This is a genomic window from Citrobacter sp. wls711 (assembly GCF_005281055.1).
Lineage (GTDB): Bacteria > Pseudomonadota > Gammaproteobacteria > Enterobacterales > Enterobacteriaceae > Citrobacter > Citrobacter gillenii.
Genome location: NZ_SZXC01000049.1, coordinates 1 through 19,521 on the forward strand (window position 1 = coordinate 1; position 19,521 = coordinate 19,521).

The following is a 19,521-nucleotide window of genomic DNA, read 5'->3' on the forward strand; positions in this document are numbered from 1 at the left end:
ACTACAGACATAGCAGCCAACACCAGCGCCATTGCCGATAACGCCTCGGACATCGCAGACGTTGACACCCGTACCACGGCCAACACCACAGATATCGCTGCTAACACCAGTTCTATTAACGATTTGAGCAATCACGTAGACGATGTTGAAACTGGTTTATCTCAGGATATCGCAAACAGCACTGCTGAGAGTAAATCATATACTGATGTCGCTAAGCAGGACGCTATTGACTCTGCCAACAGCTATACTAACACCACCACAACAACGGCCAAAAACGAAGCGATTGCGACGGCAAATAGTTATACTGATGTCGCTAAGCAGGACGCTATTGACTCCGCCAACAGCTATACTAACACCACCACAACAACGGCCAAAAACGAAGCGATTGCGACGGCAAATAGTTATACTGATGTCGCAAAAGCAGATGCAATCAGCACTTCTTATGCTTACACCGATACAACTTCGGCCAAAAATCGCGCAGATGGTAAAGCGTATGTCGATAATTCGCTCACCCAAGCAAATAATTATACCGATAACAAGTTCTCCCAACTTGATGGTCGAGTAAATGGCCTGGATGACAAAATTGATGATAACGATAAACAAGCAAAAGCAGGTATTGCTGGCGCAATGGCGATGACTGCAATTCCGCAAAAATTTGGCTATGATTTCAACTTCGGTATGGGCGCAGCTACATTTGGTGGTGAACAATCCATGGCTGCCGGTGCATATTATAATGTTGGTAAGAATGCCACTCTTTCTGCGAAGGCCTCTCTTGATACCCAACACAATACTGGTGTTGCGGTTGGTTTGAGTTTTGGTTTCTAATCAATCGTGTTTAACTATTTAGGTTACTAATCCTGGTAGAAATTGACACTTTCCAGCCTGATAATGCCCGATGAAATTCATCGGGCATTTTGTATTCAAAAATCGCTATGGGTTGTAGATTTGCCACATTGAACGGCACTGATGATGAGCTAGGGCTCCCCGAGGGATTAATGTTCCATTCGGATCAGGGATGCCAGTACAGCAGCATGCCATACCAAGAGTTGGCTGAATGATATGGAATCAAGATCAGTATGAGACGCAAAGGAAATTGTTGGGATACCACTGTTGCGAAAAGGCTATTCCGTAGTCTGAAAACAGAATGGTTACCGCGCGAAGGCTACTGAAACAGAAGTGGAGCAGAGAAAGATGTGATGCTGTATCTGAGCGGATATTACAACCGTCTTAGGCCACATAAAAACAACGGAGGGCTAACACCACCGAAATGGAAAAACAAAAACCTCTGACTGTATCTAAATTAAGTAGACCACTTCAAACAAGTCCCCTATCCCCACAGGGCTAGGGGCAACCTGCTCAGCGCAAAACCAGGCGAATTACTCCTGCTGAACTTTCTTCTCCAGGCCGTCCAGCAGTTTTTGATGAATACCGCCAAACCCGCCGTTGCTCATCACCAGAATGTGATCGCCAGGCTGCGCGGTTTTCACCACCATGTCCGCCAGCGCGTCAACATCACCGCTCCAGTGAGCAGGCTGGACGCAGGCTTCCGCGACTTCCGCTACCAGCCACGGAATGTGCGGCGGTTGCAGCAGAAACACTTCATCTGCACGACCTAACGACGGTGCCAGATCGTCTTTGCACAGTCCCATTTTCATGGTGTTAGAACGTGGTTCCAGCACGGCAATAATGCGCGCCGTGCCACCGACTTTTCCGCGCAGCGCGGCGAGCGTTGCCAGAATCGCCGTCGGGTGATGGGCGAAATCGTCATACACCGTCACGCCATGGGCTTCGCCGCGCAGTTCAAGACGTCGACGTGCGTTAATGAATGAACCCAGCGCATTGGCGGCATCCGCAGGCTGAACGCCAACGTGGCGAGCGGCAGCAATGGCCATCAGGCCGTTGTGCATGTTGTGTTCGCCGACCAGACCCCACTTCACTTCACCCACTTTTTCACCGTCTAACAACACTTCCCACTCAGAGGCATCGGTCGTCAGTTTCTTCGCCTGCCAGTGACCTTGCTCGCCAACCAGTTCCTGTTCGCTCCAGCAGCCCATCGCCATCGTCTGTTTCAGATTAATGTCGTTTTCCGGGTAGATGATGCGTCCCTGACCCGGCACGATACGTACCAAATGGTGGAACTGTTTCTGAATGGCTTTCAGATCGTCAAAGATGTCCGCGTGATCGAACTCAAGGTTGTTGAGGATCAGCGTACGCGGGCAGTAATGTACGAATTTGGAACGCTTATCGAAGAATGCGCAGTCGTACTCATCCGCTTCAATAACGAAAAAGTCGCTTTCACCCAGACGCGCAGAAACCTCGAAATTCCCCGGCACACCGCCGATGACAAAGCCCGGCTTATAGCCGCAGACTTCGAGGATCCAGGTCGCCATTCCAGCCGTGGTGGTTTTGCCGTGAGTTCCCGCCACCGCCAGCACCCAGCGATCGCGCAGCACAAAGTCATGCAGCCACTGCGGGCCAGACATGTACGGAATGTTCTTCTCCAACACCGTTTCCACGCACGGATTACCGCGTGTCATGGCATTGCCGATGATCACCAGGTCCGGTTGCGGGTCGAGCTGGCTGGCATCGTAACCCTGAATCAGTGAGATGCCCTGCTTCTCAAGTAAGGTGCTCATCGGCGGATACACATTGGCGTCCGAACCCGTTACTTCATGACCGAGCGAGCGAGCCAGCATCGCCAGACCGCCCATGAAGGTGCCACAAATTCCCAAAATATGAATGCGCATACGTCACTATCCTTTTTTAATCTGGGGGCCATTTTACGCACATGTCAGGCAACTGAGAAACGCATTTCAGGATAATCCGCAGTTTGCTGGCGCGATTCACCTAAGCGCGAGGGCTGAAATATTTGTTAAGATTATGGCGGTCGCTTTACTCCATACAATTTGCAGGGAAAGTGTTATGAAAACGTTAGGTGAATTTATTGTCGAAAAGCAGCACGAGTTCTCTCATGCTACCGGTGAGCTGACTGCTTTGTTATCGGCAATAAAGCTGGGCGCCAAGATCATCCACCGCGATATCAACAAGGCCGGTCTGGTCGATATCCTGGGTGCCAGCGGTGCTGAGAACGTGCAGGGAGAGGTTCAGCAGAAGCTCGATCTGTTCGCGAACGAAAAACTGAAAGCTGCACTGAAAGCACGCGATATTGTGGCGGGCATTGCCTCTGAAGAAGAAGATGAAATCGTCGTCTTTGAAGGCTGTGAACACGCAAAATACGTTGTACTCATGGATCCACTGGATGGTTCATCGAACATCGATGTTAACGTCTCTGTCGGCACGATCTTCTCGATTTATCGTCGTGTCACCCCTGTCGGTACGCCGGTAACGGAAGAGGATTTCCTGCAACCGGGTAACAAGCAGGTGGCGGCGGGCTACGTCGTTTACGGTTCATCCACCATGCTGGTGTATACCACCGGTTGTGGCGTACATGCGTTCACCTACGATCCTTCTCTGGGCGTATTTTGCCTCAGCCAGGAGCGCATGCGTTTCCCGGCCAAAGGCAGCACCTACTCCATTAACGAAGGCAACTACATCAAATTCCCGAATGGCGTGAAGAAGTACATTAAGTTCTGCCAGGAAGAGGATAAAGCCACCCAGCGCCCGTATACCTCGCGCTACATTGGCTCTTTGGTGGCGGATTTCCACCGCAATCTGCTGAAAGGCGGGATCTATCTGTACCCGAGCACCGCCAGCCATCCGGATGGAAAACTGCGCCTGCTGTACGAATGCAACCCAATGGCCCTGCTGGCCGAGCAAGCGGGCGGCAAAGCAAGTGACGGTAAAAACCGTATTCTGGATATCATCCCGGAGAGTCTGCACCAGCGTCGTTCATTCTTCGTCGGTAACGACCATATGGTTGAAGACGTTGAACGTTTAATCCGTGAGTTCCCGGACGCGTAAGACTCAGACGCCGGAGCAATCCGGCGTCATTTACGTGCTTAGTTGACGAAGGTCAGTTTGACTCGTTTTGATACGCGGAAATACGGTATCCAGATAAGGATCTGGGCCGCGCAGGAAACAAACGCTTTTATATCGTCAGTGCTCAGCCCCACGCCATAGAACGTGGCGCCCAGCCAGCTGTCCATCGCGTAGTAAAGCGTGGTGCCTAAAATGAAGGCAGTATAAAACTTGGGTAGCTGACGTTTCTTTTTGAAAAACAAAAATGTCGTGTAAACCAGCAGCATTAAGAGAACGGCCATACAGACGAGTTCAAAAATAACCAGCGCACTCACGTCCGTTTCAGTGTGCAAAACAAACATCGCCACACCGAAAAAGCCAATGACCCCAGAAATGACGGACATCACCAGCGTCACCGCCGGTAAATAAAGCCAGCCGCCAATTCCCGTATATTTTTTATTCTCACAACGCGTGCAGTGGGTATCCGGAGGCAGTACGTTCTCCCCACAGCTGGCGCATGCTGTCGGTAGCCCTTCGCCTTCGATTCCTTTCATGCTTTTGATTCCATTAAGTAAGTGTAGCCTCCTAGTGTATACGCATTACCCGCTATACGCGAAAAACAGCCCACGACATCATTTTGACGCACTCGTGGTATTCACCCGTGTGACCGGCGAACTTTGGCGGTTTTCCCATAGCACCGTCAGGCCGCGCTGTAAGGCGATAAAAACAAACAGCAGAATACCGATGGCGATCTTCGTCCACCAGGAACTTAATGTGCCGTCAAAGTTAATGTAGGTCTGAATCAATCCCTGGATTGCCACGCCAAACAGGGTGCCCAGCACCGTGCCCACGCCGCCGCTCAGCAACGTGCCGCCAATCACCACCGAAGCAATGGCATCCAGCTCAACGCCGACGCCTGCCAGCGCATAACCGGCCTGGGTATAAATGGAGAAGACAATCCCGGCCAGCGTCGCCAGCCCAGTAGAAAGCATATAGATGCGGATTGTCGTGCTGCGGGTCGAGATCCCCATCAGGTTAGCTGACGTCGCGCTACCGCCAATGGCGTACACCTGATTGCCAAAGCGTGTACGGTGCGCAAGGAAGATACCGATCACCACTACGCCCAGCATCAACAGTCCCATGGCGCTCAGACGACCACCGCCGGGGATCTTCCAGGCAAGGCTGGAGAGCGTGTCATAAATCGGGTGGTTGATCGGGATAGACTCTTCGGAGACCAGATAGCTGACGCCACGCAGAAAGAACATTCCCGCCAGCGTAATAATAAACGCCGGTATCTTCAGGGCATCAATCAGTAACCCCATAAAGGCGCCAAATGCGCAGCCCATCGCCAGAACCAACGGGAACGCCAGCAGCGGAGAAATCCCCCAATAACCAATGGCTTTTGCCAGAAATACGCCGGTAAAGGCAATCACCGAACCGACGGAAAGATCGATGCCGCCGGAGAGGATCACGAAGGTCATACCCACGGCGATAATACCTAAAAAGGCGTTGTCGGTCAGGATATTGCAGATCACGCGCGTCGAGGCAAAGGCCGGGAACTGCGTCAGGCAGTAGAGGTAGCCCAGCACAAAGACGCCAAGGGTGATCATCAGCGGTAAGTTACGTTTTATCATGACCACGCACTCCTTTTATCAGGCTGATAAAGCGTTGCGACTGGACGACCAGCACGCACAGCACCACGATGGCTTTAACCACCTGGTTGAGCTCCGGCTGGAAGCCGGACAGTAAAATCCCGGTGTTCATGCCCTGAATAATCAACGCCCCCACCACCGACAGCAGCAGGTTAAATCGCCCGCCCATCAGCGAACCGCCGCCGATCACTACCGCCAGAATGGCATCTAATTCCAGCCATAACCCGGCGTTGTTGGCATCGGCTCCGCGAATATCCGCCGTAACGATAATCCCGGCAATGGCCGCGCACAGACCACTCAGCACATAGGTGAGCATCACGATAACGCGGGTATTCACCCCGGCATTTTTCGCCGCCCGAATGTTGATGCCGACCGCTTCAATAAACATACCCAGCGCCGTTTTACGCGTCAGCAGCCAAAAAGCGACCAGCGTTAGCAGCGCGATGATCACCGGCGTCGGGAACAGCAACAGCGATCCGCTACCGAACCATGACAGATCGGGCGAGTTAAACGTGACGATCTGCCCGGAGGTGATCAACTGCGCTACCCCGCGCCCGGCCACCATCAGAATCAGCGTGGCGACAAACGGTTGGATCTTGAGGATGGCTACCAGAATCCCATTCCACAACCCCGCCAGGATACCGGAGCCTAATGCCGCAAGCAGGACCACCGGGAGGCTGTGCCCGGCAACCGTCATCGCGGCGGTGGTTGCCCCCGCAATGGCCATCACCGCGCCAACGGAAAGATCGATACCGCCGGTGGCAATCACCAGCGTCATGCCAATCGCCAGCAGCGCCACAGGCGCGGCGCGGTTGAGAATATCAATCGGGCTGCCGAACAGACGGCCATCCTGCAAAATCACCTGATAAAAGTGCGGGGCGACCAGGCTGTCAACCAGCAGCACCAGCAGCAGCGCCACCAGTTGCGGCATGCCCTTCGGCCAGCGAAATCGTCGTTTCGCGGTGTTGGATTGAGGGAGAGATTGAGGCATCACAACAGTCTCCTTAGGCCGCAATGGCGTTCATGATTGCCGGTACGGACAGTCCAGCCAGCGGGATCTCGGCCACCTGTTTGCGATCGCGCATGATAATGACCCGATCGGCGTAACCCACCAGTTCTTCCAGTTCAGAAGAGATCACCAGCAGCGCCAGACCGTCGGCGCAGAGTGTCTCGATCAGGCGAATAATCTCGGCGTGCGCCCCAACGTCGATCCCACGCGTGGGTTCATCAAGGATCAAAAACTGCGGTTTGGTCAGCAGCCAGCGCGATAGCAGAACTTTTTGCTGATTACCGCCGGAGAGAAACTCGATCGGCTGTTCGGCGTTGGGGGTGCGGATACCCAACTGGCGGATAAAACGCTCGGCAATGTCATTTTGCTCTTTGCGCGGAATCGGCCGCAGCCAGCCGCGCTGTGCCTGCAGGGCCAGGATGATATTTTCTCGCACCGAGGCGGCAGCAATAATGCCGTCCGTTTTCCTGTCTTCCGGGCAGAAGCCGATCCCCAGACACGAGGCCTGATGCGGCGATCGCAGGGTCTGCGGTTTGCCTTTGATCAGCGCACTGCCGCTGTCGGCAGGTTTAATGCCAAAGATCACTTCTGCGGTTTCTGTACGTCCCGATCCCAGCAACCCCGCCAGGCCGACGATCTCGCCGGGACGGACCTGCAGATCGAACGGTGCGATCGTGCCTTTTTTGCCAAAACCACTGAAGGCCGCCACCGGTTTGTCACTCAGCAACGTGCGGCCCGCACGCTGCAACGCGTGGGTATCCAGTTCCCGACCGAGCATCATCTTCACCAGTTCGATCTGCGGCAGTTCGCGGGTTTCGCGACAGCCGACAAAGCCGCCGTTACGCAGAACGGTGATCCGATCGCTGACTTGATAGACCTGATCGAGAAAATGGGTAACGAAGATCAGGCTGACGCCGCGATCGCGCAGATGCCGCATCAAACCGAATAGCATCTCGACTTCCTGGGTATCCAGGCTGGCGGTGGGTTCGTCGAGGATCAATACTTTCGCCGACAGATCGATAGCCCGGCAAATGGCGACAATCTGCTGCATCGCCACCGAAAAACGGTTTAACGGCTCGCGCACATCAAGGGAAAAACCGTAGGAGGCCATCAGCTCCGTAGCACGCTTTTCCATTTGCTTGCGCTGCAGCAGGCCAAAGCGTCGCGGCTCGCGGCCAATAAACAGGTTATCTGCCACCGACATATTGGGCAGCAGGTTCACTTCCTGATACACGGTGCCAATCCCCAGTTGCTGGGCATGGGCGGTATTCTTGGGTGAGATAGCCTGGCCTTCAAGCCAGATGGTGCCGCGATCGGCGTGGTAAACGCCGGTCAGCGCTTTGATCAGCGTCGATTTACCAGCTCCGTTTTCACCGAGCAACGCCATAATCTCGCCACGCCGCAGGCTGAAATCCACGTTATCCAGCGCTTTGACGCCAGGAAAAAATTTACTTAACCCTTCGGTGCGAAGGATTTCCTGATGTTGGTCGGTGGTCATGGTTCCCCCTGCATTACGCCGGATGGCGCTACGCTTATCCGGCCTACAAAAGCGCTTAATGTAGGCCGGGCAAGCGCAGCGCCCCCGGCATTTTCATGAAGGCTTAGTAGCCCATGTTTTTCTTCTTCTCTAGCTCTTCTTTCGCGGTATCCGGCAGATAGAGGATAGATTTGGTAATGGTCAGCTTCTCAGGCATGGTGCCGTCTTTTTTGAATTTCTCCAGCGCGTCAAAGGCTGGACCGGCCATGTTCGGCGTCAACTCGACGCTGGCGTTGGCTTCCCCGTCAATCATCGCTTTATAGATATCCGGCACGCCGTCGATAGAGCCGGTCAGAATGTCTTTGCCCGGTTTCAGACCCGCTTCTTTGATTGCCTGAATCGCCCCGATCACCATGTCATCGTTGTGGGCGTAAACCATACAGATGTTCTTGCCGTTGTTTTCCGCTTTGATAAAGCTCTCCATGACTTCTTTGCCTTTACTGCGGGTAAAGTCGCCGGACTGAGAGCGGATAATTTTGATGTTTGGTGCCTTGGCAATGGCTTCAGCAAAGCCTTTTTTACGGTCAATCGCCACGCTGGCACCGACGGTTCCTTGTAGCTCCACAACGTTACACGGCTTGCCGTTCACTTCTTTAATCAGCCAGTCGCCGATCAGTTTGCCTTCCAGCACGTTGTCGGCCGTCACGGTGGTCATATAGAGAGATTTGTCTTTGACATCGATGGAACGATCGAGCAAAAAGACCGGGATCTCGGCATCTTTCGCTTCTTTTAATACCGGCTCCCAACCCGTTGCTACCACTGGCGCAATGAAAATAGCATCCACGCCCTGCGCCACGAATGAACGTACCGCTTTAATCTGGTTTTCCTGTTTTTGCTGGCCGTCGGCAATTTTCAGCGTAATGCCGCGCTTCTCGGCCTCGCTTTTCGCTACGTTGGTTTCTGCTGCACGCCAGCCGGATTCAGACCCGACCTGCGAAAATCCTACGGTTAAAGGGGCGGCCATCGCCATAGATGACATGGCTGCTGAAACTGCTGTGACTAAAAGTAAGCGCTTCCACATAAGTGCGTCCTCGTAGGGTGATTATTGTTGATTAATAAACCGTCGCGAAAAAACTATAGACAATCGAGCATGTAACGGATTGCGTTACATCACACTTCAAAAAAGTAAATAAAACGTTAATCACAAGTTTGTAATCGTTTTCATTACCCTATGAAAAATGCAGCTGAAGTTATGGATTTTCCTGTCATCAAGACAGGGGGAAAAAGCGAAAATCCGAGGTGGCAAATCGAAAACAAGCGGAGACATTCAGCGCGAGTTGGCTATAATACCCGCCACTTGTTTGCCATAGCATATTTAAAGGAAACAGACATGAGCTTACTCAACGTCCCTGCCGGTAAAGATCTACCGGAAGATATCTACGTTGTTATCGAGATCCCTGCGAACGCAGATCCGATCAAATACGAAGTTGACAAAGAGAGCGGCGCCCTGTTCGTTGACCGCTTCATGTCCACTGCGATGTTCTATCCGTGCAACTACGGTTACATCAACCACACCCTGTCTCTGGATGGCGACCCGGTCGACGTTCTGGTCCCAACACCGTACCCGCTGGAGCCAGGTTCCGTAATCCGCTGCCGTCCGGTTGGCGTACTGAAAATGACCGACGAATCCGGTGAAGATGCGAAACTGGTTGCGGTACCGCACACCAAGCTGAGCAAAGAATACGATCACATCAAAGATGTGAACGACCTGCCGGACCTGCTGAAAGCGCAGATCACTCACTTCTTCGAGCATTACAAAGATCTCGAAGCAGGCAAATGGGTGAAAGTTGACGGTTGGGACAACGCTGAAGCCGCTAAAGCTGAAATCGTTGCATCCTTCGAGCGTGCGAAGAAATAAGTTCGCCTGAGCTCAAAACCCTGAACGCCAGCGTCTGGTTAGTAAGGGTTTTTTACTTCTCATTTTCCCTCTCTTCGTTTTTCCTTTCTCCGCTGTTTTCTTTTTGACCTACCAGATTGGGTAGTCACATTTTGCTCATCTTATTTGCGAATGAGACTAGATCTCATTATCATTCGCAACACGTAAATAAATGTGAATAAACGTCAATGAACCTCCACACTGTGAAGTCCCTGAAACACTATTCCGCCGTGGCCCTCGCCACAACATTGTTTTTTACCAGCCTGCCCAGCGTGGCAGAGACGCTGTCTGAGAAAGATTTCCTGACCCGCGACGTCGGTAACGGGGTGTATGAGTTGGCGGTTGATGGCCAGCAGAAGGCGCTTTTTGCCGCCTCTTCACCGTCGTTTGATAAAGACAAAACCCGCGGGGTTATCTACAAACTCGATCTGGAGAAACTCACCACCACCGAAGTCATCGAAACCAGCCGCCGGGCGTTTGCTACCGCGCTGGATGAAGAAAATCAGGTGCTGTATGTCGGTAATACGCTGGAAGGTTCGGTGACGATTATCGATACCCGCAGCGGTAAAGAACGGGCGATACTGCAACTGAGCGATACCAGCAACCCGAAGGAAATCATCCATACGCGTGAAATGGTGCTGGATAAGCAACATCACCGCCTGTACGTTTCCGGCGTGGCTGAAAAAGGCGTTGTCTGGGTGGTGGATACGCAAAAGCGTGAAAAAATAGCCACCCTTGAAAATATGGGCGAATACCCGACCGGCATGGCGATTGATGCTACAAACGATCGTCTGTACGTGGTGAACGGCAGAAACGAGCTGATTACGCTGGATACCACCCGCCACAAAATAATTAACCGTTTTTCCGTTGAACCCGCTAAAAAGCATTTCTTCCTGAATATCGCCCTTGATAGCAAAAATAATCGCGCGTTCCTGACCGATCCTGATTTAGCCGATGTTCTGGTTGTCGATATTCATACCGGAAAAGTCATTGCCCCAATCAAAGTCATTAATTCACTGGCTGTTCTCTATAACGAGACGCGTCAGGAAGTTTATATTACACACCGCAATGCCAAGCAGGTCAGCATTGTCGACAGCAACACCTTTCAGGTAAAACACAGCATTGAAACCAATGCGTTACCTAACAGTCTGGCGCTTTCACCGGACGCTAACACCTTGTATGTCAGCGTAAAACAGCCGGAAAAAATGATTGGCGTCAAGCCCGACTACGTGCTGAAAATCGATTTATCTCAATACTAATAATCAAAAACTATTTTGCACCTTGTCGCCATGTTGCGCGGCAAGGTGGCGCTTTTATTTTTTACTTTCAGGTGTCTTATATTATGAAAACGCGTCAACTTATTACGCTGACAGGGATCGTTGCATTCTCAGGCGGGGTTATTTTTCCCGCGCAGGCCGAAGAATTAACGGAAACCTCACGCAATAGCGAAGATGAAATGGTGATTACGGCGTCCGGTTTCTCGCAGCAAAAGCGTGAAGCCCCGGCGACTATTTCAGTTATCGACCGTAAAACGCTGGATATTCAGCCGGACCGCAACGTGGGGGAAGCCATTAAAAATATTCCCGGCGTCTCGGTGTCAAACAGCAGCGGCATGAATGCTGGCAGCATTATGATCCGCGGCATGGACCCGTCCTATACCGCCTTCATGGTGAACAGCGTCAAACAAAATACCGGCCAGTCACGCCCCTATGGGCACGACATAGGCACCGAAGCCAACTTCTTACCGCCAATGGAAGCCATTGAGCGCATCGAGGTTATTCGTGGGCCGATGTCATCATTGTACGGTTCCGATGCCATCGGCGGCGTGGTTAACGTCATCACCAAAAAGCCGTATGGGGCGAAAGACTGGACGACGGCAATTGCCGCAAATACCTGGCTTCAGGAACACCAGTATCTCGGCAATACCAGTCAAATGAATCTGTTCACCATGGGGCCAATTATTCCCGATGTTCTCGGCTTAAGCGTGGCTGCCGACTGGCTCGACCGTCGCGACGACGATCGGAATAATTACTTCGGCAAACATAACCGCAAATCCGTGGATATGACGCTGGGTCTGGCCGCCAGCGAAAATAACCTCTTCGATCTCAACGTTGTCACCGGCGAGCAGGAAAAAAACCGCACCCAGAAACGTGGTGCGCCGTGGTCATGGTTATATGATCGTAACGCCGCCACCCTGACCCATACCGGCTGGTACGCCGACGATACGATCGCGACAACTAACTACATTAACTACGAAAAAGGCCGCTCAAAATACGTTTATGACGGGCAGTCACCGCAGTATGTGCAGATGGAAAACTACGTCGCCAATTCACAAACCACCTTCACGCTCGACACCCATAAGCTGACCGTTGGGGCGAACTTCACCCGCGAAGAGTTAAACGACCGGTTTGATGTCGCCAACAAAACGCTGCCAGGCTCGGAGCCTGTTACCAAAATCAGCCGCAACGGTTGGGCGTTGTTCGTGGAAGACGGCTGGAGCATCAACGATTTCATCCTGACGACCTCCGCGCGTATGGATCAGGACGATAACTTTGGTACGCACATTACGCCGAAAATGTACGGCAACTGGGCATTCAACGATGCCTGGGCGCTGAAAGGCGGCGTCTCCGCCGGGTATAAAAAGCCGGAACTGCGAGCCACCTCCAGTAACTTCGTCACCCCGTACGGTTCAACCGTGCCCTATCCCTTCCTGACGGTCGGCAATGACGACTTAAAACCGGAGAAAAGCGTTAACTCTGAGCTGGGTCTGTACTGGACGGGCGATGTGCTGTCGCTCGATGGCACCGTGTTCTATACGCAATTCAAAGACAAGATTGCGGAACAAACCATTTGTGAAACCACGGCGACCAACCAGTGCTCAGTCAATGGCTACAACGCCGACTCGGTGAGTAAATACTTTAACGTCAGCGAAGCCGATGTGTACGGCGTCGAGCTCAACGCCGACTGGCAAATTAGCACCAACGTCAAAGCCAATGCCAACTACACCTACAACCATAGCGAGCAGAAAAGCGGCGTCAACAAAGGCTACGCGCTGAACGATTACCCACGCCATATGGCGAACTTGTCGCTGAACTGGGCGGCGACGCAAAGCCTCGACGTGTGGAGTACGGTGAACTACCGCAGCAGCAACCGCAACAGCGGTAATAACAACAAGTACGATGATTACACGATGGTGGATGTGGGCGTACGCTACCAGTTGAATAAGCACACACAGCTGATGGCGGGGGTCTACAACGTGCTGGATGAGGATCCGAAACTCACGACCGCATGGAGTGAGTCCGCTCAGGTGGAAGGACGCCGCTATAACCTTGGCGCGCGCGTGGAGTTCTAAGCCTTAAAAAAACAACGCCACCCGAGGGTGGCGTGTTATACCTGTCGTCTTTCAAACTGCCTCTGCGTTGGCTTTCCTCGCTTACCCCAGTCACGTACTGATGTACGCTCCTGGGGATTCTCTGCGTCGCCGCCTTGATGCAACTCTAAATCCATCAGGTATATGTTAGTACTTGTCGCGGTCTAACCAGTTACCGCTTTCTATCAGCGTTAACCCATCTACCGGACGTTGATATACATACATCCATGCACTTCCGTAAGGCGTCTGAATTAACTGGCGTGCGTACTCTCCGCCGCGCGAGCGCAGCGCATCAAGCTCTGCCAGCGTGGCGTTATCAATACGATAAACTTCCCCGTGTACCGTTCCGTTTCCCGGAACCGCGCCTGGATAGTGGCCCAGACTGTACAACTGGTAGTTATCGATGCTGAAATTACCCAGCAACTGGGCGTTGGTCATCCAGTGGCTGTTACCTTGCTTGGTACGTAAACTACCATAAACAAATATTCGCATTGCTAAAACTCGAACTGATAGAGCAAATCAAGTGCCTGATCAACGCCAGACACAGCTTCCAGATATAGCTTAGGCATCAGACGATAACGTAGCGTGAGTGTCGCTAAAGAGTCAAATATACCCACACCATATTTCACCTGCAGACCTGGCAGTACATATCCGCTGACAACCACCTGAGATGAATCGCCCACCCCTTGCGTGTCCAGCGCCAGATTGCTTACGCCAAACGTCTCCCCGATTTTACCCACAATCTGACCACTTTGTGCAACCCCTAAGCCAATAAGCATAGACGTCATTGCCGCACTATCGCTCTGTTCGCTGTCCAATCCTTGCCCGCGCAGCAGGTAAGAGAGCGCCATTTGCTGCGACATCGCCGGGTCGGAGAAGATTTCCGCTTTCGGTTCATCTGCCGTACCCGTTACGCGAACACCGGCGATCACGTCGTCTTCGGTGGCATCCGGGTTACGAATAGCCTCGATATTGAGCAACGGCTGATCCGGTGGACCGGAGAACAACAGCTCACCTTTACGTACAATCAAATCCTGACCATACGCATGGAAGCGGCCGCTTGGGATATTAATCTGCCCGTTGAGGCCCAGCCCCTGCTTATCCTGTGCCACTTTGAGATCGCCCGTCAAACGTGCTTTCAGACCAAAGGCATCGATACGCACGTTGTTGCCGACGTGGATGTTCAGGTTGCTGTTGATCGGGATCCCGGCGCTCTGCGGTTTCTCCGGCTGTAGATTGTCATTGAGCATCACCATATCACTGGAAACACCGACCGCGCTTTCCGGCAGGTCGTGCACCACAATACGCGCCCACGGCACATCGACATTGCCGTTCAGGGTAAACAGGTTCGGCGTGGCTTCAAATTCCACATCCGGCGAGACATCCAGGCGCACCATTGGCGGCACGGTGATACGCACCCGGCTGCCTTTGGCCGCAATGCGCGCTCGCCAGTTGTCTAGCTGACTCCAGTCGGCGTCACCGCTCAGGTTTATCTCTCCCTGCTGCGTGCGCACCACGCCCGCAATTGTCGAACGGGTCCCGGAGAAGTTAACGGCCAACTGGCTGGGTTGCATGTCGAACGGCATAAAGTTGCCGTCAACGTCCAGGCCGCTCAGCTGCAACTGGCCGAGCAATTGTGGACTTTGCAGGTCACCCCCGAGGCGCAGGTTGGCGTTTAGCATCCCGGCGGCTTTTTCGCCGCGCGAGAAGATAGGGTTCACCATCGCCAGATTGAAATTGCGGATATTGACGTTCCCGCCCAGATTGCGTCGTCCTTGCGGGTCACTTATCTGCACCTGACCGTCAAACTGGCCGTTATTGGTCAGGCGGATCAGCCAGCCCAGTTCGGCACGGTTGTTGTGCAGGTCGGCGGTGAGATTCAGCGTGTCAAACGCCACCGGCAGCGGGGCATCGTTGACGCTTTGTGTCACCTTCACATTACGTCCATTCAGCGTCACCTGCCCCTGCGGCAGTCCCTCTTTGGTGGTGTCCCAGCTCACATCGGCCTTGCCTGTGAACACGCCGCTGGCCTGGGTGGCATCCGGCATAAACGGTTTCAGCATCGCCAGATCGAAACGGTTAAGGTTCACCACTGCGCGACCTTCCGCTCCGGCATCTATCGTCTGCGGTACGCACAGTTCCGCATTCGGGTTGTTCCAGCAGTGCGGCCCGATGCTGATTTTCTGTTCCTGATTGCGGTAATCCAGCGCAATGGCGCGGTTCAGCGACCACGGACCAACCGGGGTCTGGAAGCGGGTATTGCTTAATTCCCCTTTCCAGCGCTGCTCTTTGCGATCAAAACTCCCGGCCAGATCAAGCTGTCCCGAGACCGGCTCGCCCTGAATACGTAGCTGCAGCTCATGCTGCTTTTCGCTTCCTTTGGCGTTCAGCGTAACCAGATTGATGTTCACATCAGGTTGCACAATCCGCTCAACGCGCACGTTGAGGTTACCGGCAATCTGCTCCGCTGATTTCACATCGCCTTCAACACGCACCTGAGCCACGGACAGTTCCTGCCAGCGCAGGCCACGGGCGGTGATATCCGCCAGCAGTTCCGGCGCCTCTACCGTACCACGCACCTTAACCTGCCCCTTCGCTGTGCCGCCCAGCCCCGGCAGCGCGTTATCCAGACTTGGGGCATCAATTGTCGCGTCGAGATTGAGATCTTTGACGCCCAGCTCACCTTTCACCTCAGCGCTGTTGCGCCCCAGTTCCAGATGCAGGCCGGGGATGGTCCACTGCAGGTAGCTGTTACCCTTCAGTGAGCCGTTCACATTGACCTTGTTCTGCTTCACGTTTCCGCTCAGCTTCAGCTCTGGCACCTCCATCTGCCAGCTTCCGCCGTACAGGCTACCGCGGGTTTTGATCACACCATTCAGTTTCGAGGGCCAGTCCGGCACCTCTTTCGCCGTATTGATGCCGTCCAACGTCAGCTCCCCGCGCCAGCTAATGGCTTGCTGCCAGTCCACCAGCGCTTTCAGTTCGGTTTTACCTTCCAGCGCGGCAACGCTAAGTTTGTCGAGATTGATCTGCTGCTCATTGCCTTTGGCATCCAGCGTGATGGTCGCCGGAGGAATATCCTGGCCTTTCACGGCGGCGTGCATCGAGAGCGTATAGTCGGTCATCTTGCCGGTCAGTTTGAGCTTGATGTCATCGGCCTGGAACTGCTTGTCGCCGGTAAATGGCCAGTAAACCTGCTTACTCACCACCTCCAGATTGAGCGGTAATCCCGCTTCCGCCAGACGCGTCTGTGCACGCAGATCCATGTCCACCGGACCAGACAGATTGACACCCACTTCCAGCTGGTCACGCAGCGCGCCGCCAACCTTCAGCTTCACCTTCTCGCCTTTTAACGGTTCGATGTTCAGCGTGCTGTTGAGGGTAATATCAACCGGCCATTTGTCGGTCAGTTGCGCCGTACCGCTGGCCTTCACTGCCCCCTGGCTGGAGTCGATATCCAGCGCGTCGAGCTTCATGTTGCCGTCAATGCTGCTCACCTTCAGCAGCATGTTATATACCGTTAAATCCGTATCACCGGTGACGCGCAGCTGCTCACCGCGAAATTCTTCGATATTAAGATTCAGCGGCAGATGAACGTCGGTCATTTCCGGCAAAACAGGTTTTGAGAACAGATCTTTCAGCGTTTCGCCCAGCGGTTTTTCATCCGGCTGCGGGTTTTGGATCTTCGGTTCCACCACCTCTTCCTGCGCCACGTCCGCCACTTTTGGCAGGGCGATTAACAGCCCCTGCAATAACGTAGGTTTCAGGGTCAGCGTTTTTTCCTGCCAGTTCAGTCCGGAGGTAAAATCCAGCACCGACACCGTGGTGTCATCGATTTTGATATTGATGTTGTTAAGCGCCACGCGGGAAAGCGTGATCGGGTAAGGCGTGGAGAGGTTTAGCGGGCCACTGTCTTCTTCCTCAACCGGCGCAGAAGGCGGCATCTTTTTGCTGTCGATCGCCACGTTGATGTCTTTCAGCGACAGATCGTTGACGCACAGGCTGCTGTCCCACAGGCAGTTAAGACCAACGGCCAGATGTACTTCACCGGCCTTCACCGCCACACCAGGTTGGTCGTAGCGAATATTTTTAAGCGACAGATCCCGCCAGCCGCCGGTGACCTGGCCAATCTCCAGCCCTGGAACCCAACGATTAGCAGCCTTGAAGACCAAATGCAGGCCCGAGGTCGTGCCGACGAGGAACGCCACGGAGCCCAACAACAGCAGGATAACAATCAATACGCCGAGGCTTATCTTCTTCCATAAACTCATAATTCAGGCCCCAGACCGATGTAAAACTGTAAACCATGTTCATCTTTGTCGCCGATCGGTGCAGCTAAATCGAGCTTGATCGGCCCGACCGGTGACTGCCAACGAACGCCAACCCCGGCACCGGTTTTGAAATCGCTGCGGCGGATATCGCTCACCGCTTCACCGCTATCCACAAACATCGCCCCCCACCATTTTCCGGTTACGTTGTACTGGTATTCCAGCGATCCGGTCGCCAGCCTGGAGGCCCCTTTCAGCTTGCCGTCACTCCCTTCAGGCGAAATAGATTTGTATTTATAGCCGCGAATACTGCGATCGCCCCCGGCGAAGAAACGCAGGTCCGGCGGGACTTTGTCGAAATCGCCGGTTTCAATCCAGCCGAGGTTGCCACGCATCACAAAGCGATGGCTGTCGTACAGCGTACGGATCCAGACGTTTTGCGCCTGAAAGACGGAGAAGTCGACGTCAGAGCCCCAGGCGGTATTGGAGTAATCAATGGAATAGCGCTGGGAATCGCCCCAGACAGGCATCAGGCCGCCGCGCGAGCGCGTCCGGCTGATCATCACGCCCGGATACAGCAGCATCGTGGTGTTGGTGACGTTACCCTGTGTAAAGTGGTCGAGGCTCCAGCGCAGGTTGATCGCACGCTGCCAGCCGCTGGAGAGGTCCCAGTAGCGGGAGACGGCAAGCGTGGTTGAGTCCTGCTCGGTGTCGTTCAAATCGGTACGTTTAAAGCCCCCCTGCACCAGGTAATACTGCTCCAGCGGGTTCTTTAACAGCGGCATTTTATAGCTGAAATCCAGGACCTGCTCCGGCGCAGAGATACTGGCACTGGTGGTCAGGCTATGGCCGTAGGAGTTCATCCACGGCTTTTTCCACGTGGTTTTTAACCGTGGCCCGACGTCGGTTGAATAGCCCACCCCGGTTTCAATGGTGTTTTCCGTGCGTGGTGAGACCACGCCTTTCAGCGGTAACACTTTGGTTTCGCGGGCTTTGTCGAACTCTGGTGCCACCACGACAGAATTAAACCAGCCGGTTGCTGAGAGACGGCGGTTCAGCTCCGCCAGGTCTTTGGATTCGTACTCTTTGCCCTCTTTGAACGGCACCAGGTTTTGCAGGTACTCATCGCGAATTTGCGAACCTTCAAAGGTGACATGACCAAAGCGATAGCGCTCACCGCTGTTGTAATCGATATCCCAGAACGCCTGGCGACGATCGAGCGCAATCCCCAGCTGGCTTTTATTAAATTCACTGTCAAAGTAGCCTTTGCGCAGCGCTACGCTGGTTAATGACTTTTTGAAGCTGTCATAGTCTCCTTGATTGAGCACCGTGCCGATTGCCGGACGCGTTTTCAGCAGATCCAGGTAATCGCTATCGGTGCGCGCCCCGCCGCGTAAAACAACGTCGGTGCCACCAATAAGTACCGGCTCTCCGGGCGTCACTTTAGCGATTAATACCTGACGTCCCTTCGCCGGCGGCGGACGCAGTTCAAAATCAATGGTCGGCTCAAAATAGCCCAGTGCTTTTAACCCTTCGCGAATAGCGTCATCAACGCGCGCACGAAAACGTCGGTCCGGTGTGACTTCATCACTTTGAATCGTGGACAACTGTGCACGGACGTTTTTCTCCAGCGGTCCCGATAATCCTTCGACCTGTAAGCGAACATTTGCGGCGACGGCCGGGCCGCTTAAGCACAGCAACCCCACCCAACACAACTGACGGATATGTGGCACATTTTCTCCTGAATATCCTTTTTTCCCACCCCTGGAAAAAAATACTCTGCCGTTCCTCGGCTTAACAAAAAATCAACAATAAGAGTTGAAAAACAGACGGCAACCCAAATATTTCTTATGTTTAACTCTAGACGTATTCACGCCAGTTATTGTGGGCA

General features: G+C 53.5%; 14 protein-coding genes. 5 read left to right on the forward strand and 9 right to left on the reverse strand.

Features of this window, described 5'->3' with window-relative positions; all coding sequences use genetic code 11:
* On the forward strand, positions 1-825 hold an 825-nt coding region (locus FDW98_RS14690), incomplete at its 5' end, for a YadA-like family protein (RefSeq protein WP_170975218.1).
* A gap of 551 nt (positions 826-1,376) precedes the next feature.
* Here FDW98_RS14690 and mpl read toward each other — a convergent pair.
* The gene (gene mpl, locus FDW98_RS14695) at positions 1,377-2,747 is read right to left on the reverse strand and encodes a UDP-N-acetylmuramate:L-alanyl-gamma-D-glutamyl-meso-diaminopimelate ligase (protein ID WP_096758529.1); all 1,371 of its coding nucleotides are present in this window, start codon (positions 2,745-2,747) and stop codon (positions 1,377-1,379) included.
* Positions 2,748-2,922: 175 nt separating this feature from the next.
* Here mpl and fbp point away from each other — a divergent pair, with 175 nt between their 5' ends.
* Positions 2,923-3,921, forward strand: coding sequence for a class 1 fructose-bisphosphatase (fbp, locus tag FDW98_RS14700; RefSeq protein ID WP_096758530.1), 999 nt, complete (start codon positions 2,923-2,925; stop codon positions 3,919-3,921).
* A gap of 38 nt (positions 3,922-3,959) precedes the next feature.
* Here fbp and FDW98_RS14705 read toward each other — a convergent pair whose 3' ends face one another.
* The 5 genes from FDW98_RS14705 to ytfQ all read right to left on the reverse strand — a co-directional run bounded on the left by FDW98_RS14705 (position 3,960) and on the right by ytfQ (position 9,137).
* The gene (locus FDW98_RS14705; RefSeq protein WP_096758531.1) at positions 3,960-4,472 is read right to left on the reverse strand and encodes a DUF2569 domain-containing protein; all 513 of its coding nucleotides are present in this window, start codon (positions 4,470-4,472) and stop codon (positions 3,960-3,962) included.
* A 78-nt stretch (positions 4,473-4,550) separates the two neighbouring features.
* Entirely contained in the window at positions 4,551-5,552 is a 1,002-nt protein-coding gene (yjfF, locus tag FDW98_RS14710; RefSeq protein WP_096758532.1) for a galactofuranose ABC transporter, permease protein YjfF, read from the reverse strand.
* Positions 5,539-6,561 carry a galactofuranose ABC transporter, ATP-binding protein YtfT gene (gene ytfT / locus FDW98_RS14715; RefSeq protein WP_135953042.1) on the reverse strand — a complete coding sequence of 341 codons (1,023 nt, stop codon included), beginning with the start codon at positions 6,559-6,561 and terminating at the stop codon, positions 5,539-5,541. Before ytfT ends, yjfF begins: the two co-directional genes overlap by 14 nt.
* Positions 6,562-6,574: 13 nt before the next feature.
* Positions 6,575-8,077: a galactofuranose ABC transporter, ATP-binding protein YtfR gene (gene ytfR, locus FDW98_RS14720; protein WP_096758534.1), complete on the reverse strand. Its 1,503-nt coding sequence runs from the start codon at positions 8,075-8,077 to the stop codon at positions 6,575-6,577.
* A gap of 103 nt (positions 8,078-8,180) precedes the next feature.
* A complete protein-coding gene (gene ytfQ, locus FDW98_RS14725) occupies positions 8,181-9,137 on the reverse strand; it encodes a galactofuranose ABC transporter substrate-binding protein YtfQ (RefSeq protein ID WP_096758535.1) in 957 nt (318 codons plus the stop codon).
* 309 nt (positions 9,138-9,446) lie between these two features.
* On the opposite strand from ytfQ, the gene ppa reads away from it, so the two are divergent.
* From ppa to FDW98_RS14740, 3 genes are all read left to right on the forward strand, one after another.
* Complete coding sequence (gene ppa / locus FDW98_RS14730) at positions 9,447-9,974, forward strand: inorganic diphosphatase (RefSeq protein ID WP_005134479.1); 528 nt, start codon at positions 9,447-9,449, stop codon at positions 9,972-9,974.
* A 206-nt stretch (positions 9,975-10,180) separates the two neighbouring features.
* A complete protein-coding gene (locus FDW98_RS14735; protein WP_096758536.1) occupies positions 10,181-11,251 on the forward strand; it encodes a YncE family protein in 1,071 nt (356 codons plus the stop codon).
* A gap of 83 nt (positions 11,252-11,334) precedes the next feature.
* A complete protein-coding gene (locus tag FDW98_RS14740) occupies positions 11,335-13,344 on the forward strand; it encodes a TonB-dependent receptor domain-containing protein (RefSeq protein WP_096758537.1) in 2,010 nt (669 codons plus the stop codon).
* A gap of 165 nt (positions 13,345-13,509) precedes the next feature.
* On the opposite strand, the gene FDW98_RS14745 is transcribed toward FDW98_RS14740, so the two are convergent.
* Genes FDW98_RS14745 through tamA form a run of 3 tightly spaced genes read right to left on the reverse strand, consistent with a single transcriptional unit; the run spans position 13,510 to position 19,363 of the window.
* The gene (locus tag FDW98_RS14745; RefSeq protein WP_096758538.1) at positions 13,510-13,854 is read right to left on the reverse strand and encodes a gamma-glutamylcyclotransferase; all 345 of its coding nucleotides are present in this window, start codon (positions 13,852-13,854) and stop codon (positions 13,510-13,512) included.
* 2 nt (positions 13,855-13,856) lie between these two features.
* Positions 13,857-17,633 (reverse strand): autotransporter assembly complex protein TamB, encoded by a 3,777-nt coding sequence (gene tamB / locus FDW98_RS14750; RefSeq protein WP_096758539.1) that lies wholly within the window; start codon positions 17,631-17,633, stop codon positions 13,857-13,859.
* The gene (gene tamA / locus FDW98_RS14755; protein WP_096758540.1) at positions 17,630-19,363 is read right to left on the reverse strand and encodes an autotransporter assembly complex protein TamA; all 1,734 of its coding nucleotides are present in this window, start codon (positions 19,361-19,363) and stop codon (positions 17,630-17,632) included. Before tamA ends, tamB begins: the two co-directional genes overlap by 4 nt.
* Between the last annotated feature and the right edge of the window lie 158 nt (positions 19,364-19,521).

Coding starts and splice junctions, on each gene's coding strand:
- mpl (WP_096758529.1), bottom strand. CDS start 2,747: ATGCGCATTCATATTTTGGGAATTTGTGGCACCTTCATGGGCGGTCTG.
- fbp (WP_096758530.1), top strand. CDS start 2,923: ATGAAAACGTTAGGTGAATTTATTGTCGAAAAGCAGCACGAGTTCTCT.
- FDW98_RS14705 (WP_096758531.1), bottom strand. CDS start 4,472: ATGAAAGGAATCGAAGGCGAAGGGCTACCGACAGCATGCGCCAGCTGT.
- yjfF (WP_096758532.1), bottom strand. CDS start 5,552: ATGATAAAACGTAACTTACCGCTGATGATCACCCTTGGCGTCTTTGTG.
- ytfT (WP_135953042.1), bottom strand. CDS start 6,561: ATGCCTCAATCTCTCCCTCAATCCAACACCGCGAAACGACGATTTCGC.
- ytfR (WP_096758534.1), bottom strand. CDS start 8,077: ATGACCACCGACCAACATCAGGAAATCCTTCGCACCGAAGGGTTAAGT.
- ytfQ (WP_096758535.1), bottom strand. CDS start 9,137: ATGTGGAAGCGCTTACTTTTAGTCACAGCAGTTTCAGCAGCCATGTCA.
- ppa (WP_005134479.1), top strand. CDS start 9,447: ATGAGCTTACTCAACGTCCCTGCCGGTAAAGATCTACCGGAAGATATC.
- FDW98_RS14735 (WP_096758536.1), top strand. CDS start 10,181: ATGAACCTCCACACTGTGAAGTCCCTGAAACACTATTCCGCCGTGGCC.
- FDW98_RS14740 (WP_096758537.1), top strand. CDS start 11,335: ATGAAAACGCGTCAACTTATTACGCTGACAGGGATCGTTGCATTCTCA.
- FDW98_RS14745 (WP_096758538.1), bottom strand. CDS start 13,854: ATGCGAATATTTGTTTATGGTAGTTTACGTACCAAGCAAGGTAACAGC.
- tamB (WP_096758539.1), bottom strand. CDS start 17,633: ATGAGTTTATGGAAGAAGATAAGCCTCGGCGTATTGATTGTTATCCTG.